Origin of the sequence: Candidatus Chloroploca asiatica (assembly GCF_002532075.1) — a bacterium.
GTDB lineage: Bacteria > Chloroflexota > Chloroflexia > Chloroflexales > Chloroflexaceae > Chloroploca > Chloroploca asiatica.
The window spans coordinates 35,659-44,899 of the sequence record NZ_LYXE01000104.1; the positions used below are offsets into that span (position 1 = coordinate 35,659).

7 protein-coding genes are annotated in these 9,241 nt (G+C 59.8%); 2 read left to right on the top strand and 5 right to left on the bottom strand.

What is annotated here, in order from left to right:
• Window positions 1-50: 50 nt before the first annotated feature.
• Window positions 51-2,774: a tetratricopeptide repeat protein gene (locus A9Q02_RS13735; RefSeq protein ID WP_141508916.1), complete on the bottom strand. Its 2,724-nt coding sequence runs from the start codon at window positions 2,772-2,774 to the stop codon at window positions 51-53.
• A 122-nt stretch (window positions 2,775-2,896) separates the two neighbouring features.
• On the opposite strand from A9Q02_RS13735, the gene A9Q02_RS13740 reads away from it, so the two are divergent.
• The gene (locus A9Q02_RS13740) at window positions 2,897-3,562 is read left to right on the top strand and encodes a GNAT family N-acetyltransferase (RefSeq protein ID WP_097653658.1); all 666 of its coding nucleotides are present in this window, start codon (window positions 2,897-2,899) and stop codon (window positions 3,560-3,562) included.
• A 19-nt stretch (window positions 3,563-3,581) separates the two neighbouring features.
• On the opposite strand, the gene A9Q02_RS13745 is transcribed toward A9Q02_RS13740, so the two are convergent.
• The 4 genes from A9Q02_RS13745 to A9Q02_RS13760 form a co-directional block, all read right to left on the bottom strand.
• Window positions 3,582-4,736 (bottom strand): hypothetical protein, encoded by a 1,155-nt coding sequence (locus tag A9Q02_RS13745; protein WP_097653659.1) that lies wholly within the window; start codon window positions 4,734-4,736, stop codon window positions 3,582-3,584.
• 73 nt (window positions 4,737-4,809) lie between these two features.
• On the bottom strand, window positions 4,810-5,619 hold the full coding sequence (locus A9Q02_RS13750) for an ABC transporter permease (protein WP_245860546.1): 810 nt from the start codon (window positions 5,617-5,619) through the stop codon (window positions 4,810-4,812).
• Window positions 5,600-6,394, bottom strand: coding sequence for an ABC transporter permease (locus tag A9Q02_RS13755; protein ID WP_097653661.1), 795 nt, complete (start codon window positions 6,392-6,394; stop codon window positions 5,600-5,602). Before A9Q02_RS13755 ends, A9Q02_RS13750 begins: the two co-directional genes overlap by 20 nt.
• Window positions 6,395-6,552: 158 nt before the next feature.
• Window positions 6,553-7,548: an ABC transporter ATP-binding protein gene (locus tag A9Q02_RS13760; protein WP_097653662.1), complete on the bottom strand. Its 996-nt coding sequence runs from the start codon at window positions 7,546-7,548 to the stop codon at window positions 6,553-6,555.
• A gap of 732 nt (window positions 7,549-8,280) precedes the next feature.
• Between A9Q02_RS13760 and A9Q02_RS13765 the strand changes: the two genes are divergently transcribed.
• The gene (locus A9Q02_RS13765) at window positions 8,281-8,904 is read left to right on the top strand and encodes a WD40/YVTN/BNR-like repeat-containing protein (RefSeq protein WP_097653663.1); all 624 of its coding nucleotides are present in this window, start codon (window positions 8,281-8,283) and stop codon (window positions 8,902-8,904) included.
• Window positions 8,905-9,241: the final 337 nt, after the last annotated feature.

Consider the following 9,241-nt stretch of genomic DNA (forward strand, 5'->3'; position numbering starts at 1 on the left):
GAATTCATAGAACAAGTGCTCCATTTGCAGAGTGCTCTGATTCTGCTGAGCTAACAATGGGTGTTGGCGACCCGCGCCAGCAATTGTTCGCTCAGCGTGATTTCATCGCCAATCTGCAATTGGCGGAAGGTTGCCAGGGATTGTTCGATGTGGGGCCGCGCTGTGCTGAGGTCGCCATGTTCGAGCAAGGCTTCGCCGAGTGAGCGTTGTGCATAGGCGACCATGTAGGGGTCATCGTTACGTTCGGCGCGTTGCATCGACGCACTGAAGCGTGCGACGGCTTCGGCGGTCTCGCCTTTGCTCAGGGCTACTTCGCCCAGCGTAAAGAGGGCATAGGGTTCGGCAAAACGATCGCCGAGCGTGAGCACCGCTTCGGCGTAGGTGGTTGCACTGGCGAGGTCGCCGAGCCCATACGACGCCTCGGCGAGATTAGCGGCGGTCACGGCGGCATAATAGGGATCGTGAACCGACATGAAAAACTCGTAGGCAGGAACGCCGATGGTGATGGCGGCCTGAAATTCGCGGGTCTGCACATAGATGGCGGCGAGATTCGCGCACATCTTTTCCCGGCTGACGCGGTCACCAATGCGTTCAAAGAGCTCAATCGCCCGCATCCCGTGCGCTACAGCAGCTTCAAGCTTGGCGCGGCGCCCGTGAACGGCGGCGATTTGGCGGGCGACCTGGGCGAGCAGGGTCTCATCGCTTACGAGTTCGGCCAGATCCTGGGCGCGAAGATAGGCGGCCAGCGCCTCTTCGTAGCCCCCGGTCTCCTCAGAGACGAGCCCGCGCAAGATTTCGAGTTCAAACTCGGCCCGATGGATCTCTTGCCAGCAGGCGTTGAGATCGCGGCGGCGGTGCATCACAATGCCACGGCGGTGATGCAACAGCACCTGTTGCCCGACGAGGCGGGTGATCACCGTCAACCCTTCGCCATAACTCTCGATCGCCTGATCGGGATAGCCGAGGGCGAGTTGGAGCTCGCCGCGCAAGCGCCAGAGCCGCGCCCCGCTCTCGCTCTCTTCGGCCCAGTCACTTGCCTCAAGCTCTTGCAGGCCTTCGGTATGCTGCCCAGCCAGTTGGCGCAACTCGGCCCTGATGATCAGCAGCGCCTTGCGTTCGAGTTTGCCGAGGCGTTGCTGGTTGATCCCATAGAAGATCGGACGGGCAAGATCGGCTTCGCCGCGTCCAAGGGCAAGTTGGCGCTGTGGGAACCAGACCTGGACAGCCCGATTATCGTCGCCACTCTGCGCGAAATGGTACGCTGCAGCGGTGTACCCGCCGCGCTCAAGGCGTACTTGCGCCGCCTCGGCGTGCAATCTAGCCCTGAGTTCGGGCGAGAGTTCGTCGCGAATCAGTGGCGCGAGGGCCGGCATCAACATCACGCCGCCCTCATCGTCAGTGGTGATCAGATGGAGGCGTTCGAGATGTTCGAGCACCGTCGCTTGAAAGACATCGGCAGGGGCGGGATAGGGGTAGACCGCCAACTGTTGCAAAACACGGCGCTCATCAGCCGTCAGACGTCGCCAGAGGCGTTGCAATGCGGGCAGGATCGAACGGGCAGAAGAAGCAGGGGCCGCGATCAGGGCTTCCTGGTCGCCATCGTTGTGCAAGGTCAGCATCAACTTGAGCAACTGCGGATTGCCTCGGGTATAGCTATGCAGTTGTTCAGCCTCACCTGTTGCCAGCGTATAACCAGCGGCGTGGCACAGGTCGCCGACATCTTCCACCGTAAGCCCATCGATTTCGAGGTGCAGATCGCCGGGAATGAAGGGGCGCTGGCTGATCAAGACCAGGGTTGCACTGGTGCGCAAGCCTTCCATCAGATCGATCAGTTGCGTATAGGCTGGTGGCATCAGTGCGAGATTTGTCACCGCCAGATGTTCCAGGTCATCGAAGCAGAGGAGCGGCGCCTGCGCGTCGAGATGGGCCAGATCCTCGCGCAGCAGCCCAGCGGCCAGATCGAGATCACCTGGTTCGCCGCCCACGCTTGCCAGATAGTGCCACAAACCTGAAGACCCCTGTTCGTGCAAAAAAGAACCCAGGGCAAACAGGAGACTGCGTACACCGTCATTGAAAGCCGGGCGCAGGGTATACCAGAAGATCGGACGTTGGGCCAGTTGCTCACAGGCCCGCGCCACGAGACTCGTCTTGCCCACACCACCCGGCCCGCTCAACACAATCGTTTGCCGGACTTGCATAGCCTTTTGCAGGGTAGCGAGCTTTTGGTCGTAGCCATAGAGCGTCTCGGGTGAACGGGGGCGTTCGCGGCGGAGGGATGGTTGCAACGTGTCAAGCAGCAACGTCGCCAGTTGTTTGACGGCAGCATCGAACTCACGATAGTGCTGCGACTTGGAACCGAGCAACAGATCGGGATCTTCCCAGATATCCGACATCCGGTTGGGCTTGATGAAATCGTGGAAACAGCGCAACTCGAGCACCACATAGGCATAGCGTGGATCGGTAGGCTCGCGCCGCACCTCGGCGATCGCGGCCAGCATCGCGTCACGGGTTGTGGGCAGCGGTGCCTGCCAGAGGCGCCGGATGGCCGTGGTGCGAATGACGGTACGCAGGGCTTCGCCGTACGAGCGTAGCGTTGCTGGTTCCGGCAGATCGCGGATCGCACGACTGAGCACATAGGCGCTTGCCAGAGGAGACTCCTGGCTGAGGCGTTGTGGATCGTTCAAATGCCGCAAGGCATATTTGACGTGGCGTTCAAAGGGGGTCAGGGTCGAACTCTCGATCGGCGCAACATCAACCATACGTTTCTGCTCCATCACCTCCAGGATCGGCACCTACAACCTGGGACATACTTTGCCATTTCTGGGAACCTGGTTGCAAGAGGTTTCGCTATAGTAAACACATTCTAACCCGAAAGATTGCACGATTGAGGAGCAAAATGATGAGCATCTTTAAATATTCGGTACACAAGCGTGATCAGTTCTTGGCCGACAGCCTGACGAAGCCAGCGCAGCCAGCGCCGAGTGCCAACGAGCGGATCAGTTCCCTGCCCTTGCGCCGCTGGATGAACACGTTGAAGATGCGCAGCACGCAGCAGATGGTGATCCGTCAGGCAACCCCTGCTGATCAGTTCCAGATCGCGGCCTTTTTGGGTACGCTGTCGGCCCAGACGTGCCGGTTGCGTTACCTGACCCCGACGACGTTTGACCATGCGAGTGCGCTGAACGAAGCGCGGCGGATGTTTGAGCGAGCCGAGCGTGGATTTGTCTTGCTGGCCTGCGATCCTGATGATGACGCTGCGGTGGTTGGACTCGTGGAGGTGGCCCGCGATTGCCACGCGGTTGAGGTGGCCGAGCTTGCGCTGGTGATCCGCGATGATCGGCAGGGCCAGGGCCTTGGCTCGAAACTTGTGCAACGCGCCAAAGCACATGTGCGGCAGATGTGTCTCGGCACCCTGCGCGCACATATGCTGGCTGAAAATATTGCGATGCGCCGCCTCTTCGAGCAGTTTGGCCGCAGCGAACTGGTGGCTTATGACGATGGCGTACTTGAGTTGGCGATTGAGTTGCCCCCAACCTTTGCCCAGTTGCAGCCGGCGGCGTAGCGTAGTTTGGGTTGGGTCGCTACGGGGCTACCTTGCGCACCTGAGTTGGGATCGTCGGGTTGCCAAAGGCATAGACAGTGCCAAGCTGCTCGCCTTCGTAGAGGCGCACCAGTAGACCGCGTGCCATGATCTGATACTCGGCCTTGCGCATCTGTGGCTCGGGTTCAATGGCCCAGCCAAGTGCTTGTGCCACCTCGGGATGTTCACTCCAGACCTTGGCAAAACCGCGCACTGGCGCATAGAACCCTGGTGGCGGCGTGGTCGCTGGCCGCTCTGGGTCGCGTCCGGCTTCCCAGTAGTCAAAGAAGGGACCTAGAAAGCGCGGGTGCGGTTCTCCATCGAGATAGACCATGATCGTACGGGGCAAGACCCCGCCGGGGATAACGATGGAAGGCGGCTGGAACCAGATCATCTCGCCGCGCTCGAAGTGCTGGATCGATCCCGGCATGCCTGAGGGCGCATAGAGTTGGGGGCAGCCGAGCACTTCTGGGGCGGGTAAGCGTTGATGCGCGAGCCGCATTGCGGCGCTCATGTTCTCGAGACACTGCGGGTAGGCCCACGGGCTGGATGGGATCAACTCTTTGAGCACCGCATTGCCGAGTAGCCCCAGCAGCACACTGGAGGCGCCGGGGGGTAGATCGGGATGCAGCTCCATGCGGCGGCGCTCAAAATATTGAACCTGATAGACGCGGCCTTCGATCTGCTCTTCGAATACCGGCGTGAGCGGATAGCCAAAGCGCTCGAGGCCACCGTTACGCTCCCAGTAGCGCAAAAAAGCATCACAGGCATGGTAGCCAGTTTCGGCAAAAAAGCGACAGGTGCCGGTACGTGGCGGCTCGTTGCCCATCTGCCAGGGCCGCCACTGCAGTTCGAGCACACGGGCCCCGAGGCGTCCGGCGGTGAGGGTTCCATCGGCCTGGATTTCGAGGCGGTCGCGCTCGAACCACTGTACGGTAATCGTGCGATCCTCGACCCGCTCGACCCGCTGTTCGGTGATAGGAAAGCCAAAGACTGCCAGGCCACCGTTGCGTTCCCAATAGGCCCGAATTGGCCCACTGATACAAAAACCCGTCTCGGCAAAACAGCGCTGCTCGGTCTGCGCCGAGGCAGGTGTGGCGAGGCTGGTGAGGGTAAGGGTAACGAGCATAAGCGTTGCCAGGAGGAAGCGTTGCATATGAAGGTTTCCTTTCTATAGGCTTGAGGCGTGGGTGAACAACGCAGCAAAGCTGCGTTGTTCACCCCACGCCTCAAGCCGAAGCGCCTCCATACTGGCGCAAGCCAATGCGCCAGACGAGGCGTGATAACCCAAGCAGACCGATGGCGAGCAGGGCGGCAAGGCCTAGGGTCGCCCCGGATAGCCGCCCAGTCAAGGCCTCGGCGGGGACGGTAACAGCGAAGGCGATGGGCACCAGGAACGTGAGTAGACCGCGCAGCCAGCCGGGATAAATGCCGACGGGCCAGCGTCCGGCGGCATAGATGCCTTCAAAGAGATTGAGCATCTCATCAACCCGAACGACCCAGAAGGCGACGCTGGTGAGCATGATCCAGAAACTGTAGATCATCAGGGCACCAAAGATGGTTGCGACGACAAAGCCCGCTGCTTGCAGTGGGCCAATGGCGTCACCGAGCAAGACAAGCGCCGTGCCCAGGAGGATCGCGCCAAGGATCACATCAACGAGGCGCCAGAGGCGGATCTCACGCACACTCACCATAATCTGCGCATCTTCGGGTTTGGTCAGCGCAAAATCGAGCGTGCCTTCACGGATGTCTTCCATGAGGCGCAGCATATTGGGCTGAATGACGGCACCGATCAAACCGCCCATCATAATATGGACGCCCATCACAACGAGCAACTCGGTTTGTGACCAGCCGGCGAGATCGGTGGTATGGCTAAAGACGAGGGCGAGGCTAATGAGGCCAACGGCGAGCGCGACGCCGGATTGCAAAAGCTGGATCCAGAAATTGACCCGATACTGCAGTTCATTCATCGCCCCAATGCGAAAGAAGTGGTACATCAACCGAAACATGCCCATCGCGTTACCCTCCCACTGCGCCATAGCGGCGTACCCCGGCGCGCCAGACCAGCTGCACCAGCCCAAGGCCAATGAGGATCCAGAGCACCTGGATCGCCAGGCCGGTCAGAAGTTCGGTGGTGCTGAGCGTCCCGACGAGCGCCTCGATGGGAAAGCCAAACGTCCATTGGAACGGCATGAACAGCGCGAGATCGCGGGCCCAGGGAGGCAAAAGACTCATCGGCACGAGGCGCCCCGAGAGCAGCAGTTCAACGGCGAAATAGAGCTCATAGAGCGCACTGACGCGAGTTGTCCAGAATGTGATCATGCCGAGCAGCCAGAGAAACATTGACCGAATGAGATAGGCCCCCCAGATGGCGATCGCGAAGACGCCTATCTCGAGCGGGGTCGGATTGAGTGTGGGTTGAAAGATAAGGGCCAGGATCGCCGCAATGGGCAACCAGAGCACAATCACCACCAGCTTCCAGCCGCCAAAATAGGCGAGATCCTGATGGAGCGGATGGATCGGGCGGAGTAATGCTGCGGACAGTTCACCGCGCTTGATACGCCACTCCCAGCCATAGGGTGTGAAAACGATATTCATATTGCGCACTAATGTCCACACGATATAGTAGGCCGCAAAGGCTCCTGGTGTAAAACCGCCCACCTCGCCGCCCTGGGCTGTCGCGATGGTACTCCAGACCACCAGATAGATCACCGGCTCGGCGATCATCCCAATCATATAAAAATAGTTGGCGGTGCGGTATTGAAATTGCGTGATAATTGCCGTACGCGCCATCGTCCAGTAATAATCGAGCATCGGGTTCCTTTTCTGATGATTCGACGCAAAGGCGCAAAGACGCAAAGGGTTTTGAGCGACCTCACAGGTCTTCAAGACCTTGTGTGAGAGGCCGCCCTGCCCCGCTGGGCAGGCGCGCCGGAACGAAAGATCTGTGAGGTCTGAAAGGTGCTGACTAATTACCCTGACATGGCAGGCTGATCTGCCTCGGTGGCAAAGACTTGGGCGATCACGTCGTCAATGGGCGGTTCTTCAATCGTAAGGTCGGTCAATGCATAATTGGCGAGCAGGCGAGCGGTGATACGGCTCGCCTCGGCTCTGGGGACCCGTAGCACGACTTTGCTCCCCTCGGCACTGACGACCTCGCCATACTCGCCGAGATCGGCTGGTTCGGCCAGGGTAATACCAAGCTGTCGATAGGCGGCAAAACGGTCAACGAGTCCACTCAACGCCCCATCGTAGAGCACCTTGCCGTGGTGGATGACAATTACCCGTCGGCAGAGCGCCTCGACATCAGCCATATAGTGGCTTGTTAACATAACTGTTGCGCCGTGGCGTCGATTATAGTCAGCGACAAAGCTACGGATACGGCGTTGCATCGTAACATCGAGGCCGAGCGTTGGTTCATCGAGAAAGAGTACCTGGGGCCGATGGAGCAACGCCCCGATGATCTCCATCTTCATACGTTCCCCGAGCGAGAGATTGCGCACCGGCTTGCGCACGAGGTCACCGACCTCCATCATCTCGATGAACTCATCGCGGGTTGTCTGGAACTGATCTGTCGGGATGCGATAGATGGCGCGTTGCAACTCAAACGAATCGAGGGCTGGCAGATCCCACTGAAGCTGATTGCGGTTGCCCATGACGAGCGTGATCTGCTTGAGATAAGCTGCCTCGCGGCGCGAGGGCACATGGCCGAGCACGCTCACCTCGCCGCCACTAGGAAAGAGCAAACCCGAAAGCATCTTGAGGGTGGTTGTTTTGCCGGCCCCATTCGGCCCAAGAAAGCCAACAATCTCGCCGGGTGCAAGGCTGAAACTGACATTTTCGACCGCGTGTACCTCGCGCACCTTGCGCTGGACAAGGCTGCGCATGGCAGCGAGCAAGCCTGCTTGACGTTCGGGGACGTGGTACACTTTAGTGAGACCATTGACATGAATGGCAGATGTGTGCATACGGTGCCTTACTGCTACAGATAGCAAAGGTGGATGCTCATGCGTGCGAGTTTCTTGCGGGAAGAAGCGCATCCTCATTGAATGCGAAGAGAAGGATTTAGGAGCTAGAAAACAGGAAACAGGCCGAGCACATCAGGACGCGATACGCGCCTCTGAACGGTAAAGCAGCCTGAAATCCTTGCCTTATGGTAGCATCATTTGGGGGGTGTGCCATAGGGCTGAAGACTGATTCTGGATGGGGGCTATGCCCCATACGCATGAACGTTAGGGCTGGTGCCCTAGACCCAATACTGTTCAAATAAGGACGAGAAGAGACCTTGTTCATACGAGAGACGTACTATCTGTGAGGTCTGGTCGAGCGGATTAACTTTTTAAATACCATAAGCGCTCGGCTTTGGGATGCGAAGCCAGCCTGCGCGGGTTCGAGCCAAAGACGCGCAACTGGCGTTGAAGTATGGCGCATGGTCACCCTGGATGATCACATGACCCGCGAGCAACAGGGTGAGCGCCCGTCAGACGTCACAGGTCTTCAAAACCTGTGACGTCTCAGGCGGGTTTTGTTGTTCAGGAGCGCAGCGTAGGGTCGCAAGCGTCGCGACGGACGAGATGCTGAGCGCAGCGAAGCATGTCCATGCAGCACCTTCAAGCATCATTGGTAGTACCCAGCGAAAGAAGATTCTTGGGGGGTGCAGGCTCCCAAACCCTGCCAACAGAGATAGAAAGGAGAGGTGTATGGCACGAGCGGGTCTTGTATATGTCGGCACAACGAATGGCCTGGTAATCTACAGTGATCCGGGTGGCACGGGGCGGTGGCGGCGCGTGGCGCATGTGCTCGACGGGCAGGCTATTGATGCCATGCTGGCGGTCGATGCGCTGGTCGTGATGGTGGTAACGCACGATGGCAAAGCCTTGCGTACGCTGGATGGAGGGGAACACTGGGCTGAGGCACCGGCTGACGATGCCGAGACTTTGCTGGCGCTGGTACATTCGGATGAAACGGTGGTGGCGACGGCTCAGGGGCCGGCGCGCTGGCGTGATGCCCGTTTCGTGGCGACTGATACTCGTGCCCTTGCGCTGCTTTCAGGCAAGCAAGAGGTGTTGCTAGCGGCAACTGCGGGTGGAACCAGGCTCGTACGCAGCGAGGATGGTGGGGCCTCGTGGGAGTCGGCTGAAGTTGCGTGCCCGCTTGCGGGCGGGGTATGTACGATTGCGCCAGCGAGTTATCACATGGATGTAGCGTGGGCTGGCACTGACGGTGGTCAATTGCTCTGCTCGGATGATCGGGGGCGTCATTGGCACGAGGTGACGCAAGAGGATGCCGGGGTGTTGAGCCTTGCGGTGGTGCGTTTGATCTGAGGTGCGACGGCGCTTCGGCCTTACGCGACGCGGGGCAGGTGCCGCCATCGTGCGTGGAGGCATCTCCCATGGCTGCTGCGCCCATCGGCCCAGCGGGTGCGATGCCCGCCCCCGCGAACGGGCGGATCCCGGGTAGCGACAGATCGATCCATGCTAGGGCGATTGCATCTTCTGTGTATGCACCCCGCCAAGGCACCCGCAAGGGCACCCGCAAGGGCACCCGCAAGGGCACCCGCAAGGGCACCCGCAAGGGCACCCGCAAGGGCACCCGCAAGGGCACCCGCAAGGGCACCCGCAAGGGCACCCGCAAGGGCACCCGCAAGGGCACCCGCAAGGG

Coding starts and splice junctions, on each gene's coding strand:
- A9Q02_RS13755 (WP_097653661.1), bottom strand. CDS start 6,394: ATGCTCGATTATTACTGGACGATGGCGCGTACGGCAATTATCACGCAA.
- A9Q02_RS13760 (WP_097653662.1), bottom strand. CDS start 7,548: ATGCACACATCTGCCATTCATGTCAATGGTCTCACTAAAGTGTACCAC.
- A9Q02_RS13765 (WP_097653663.1), top strand. CDS start 8,281: ATGGCACGAGCGGGTCTTGTATATGTCGGCACAACGAATGGCCTGGTA.
- A9Q02_RS13745 (WP_097653659.1), bottom strand. CDS start 4,736: ATGCAACGCTTCCTCCTGGCAACGCTTATGCTCGTTACCCTTACCCTC.
- A9Q02_RS13740 (WP_097653658.1), top strand. CDS start 2,897: ATGATGAGCATCTTTAAATATTCGGTACACAAGCGTGATCAGTTCTTG.
- A9Q02_RS13735 (WP_141508916.1), bottom strand. CDS start 2,774: ATGGAGCAGAAACGTATGGTTGATGTTGCGCCGATCGAGAGTTCGACC.
- A9Q02_RS13750 (WP_245860546.1), bottom strand. CDS start 5,619: ATGGCGCAGTGGGAGGGTAACGCGATGGGCATGTTTCGGTTGATGTAC.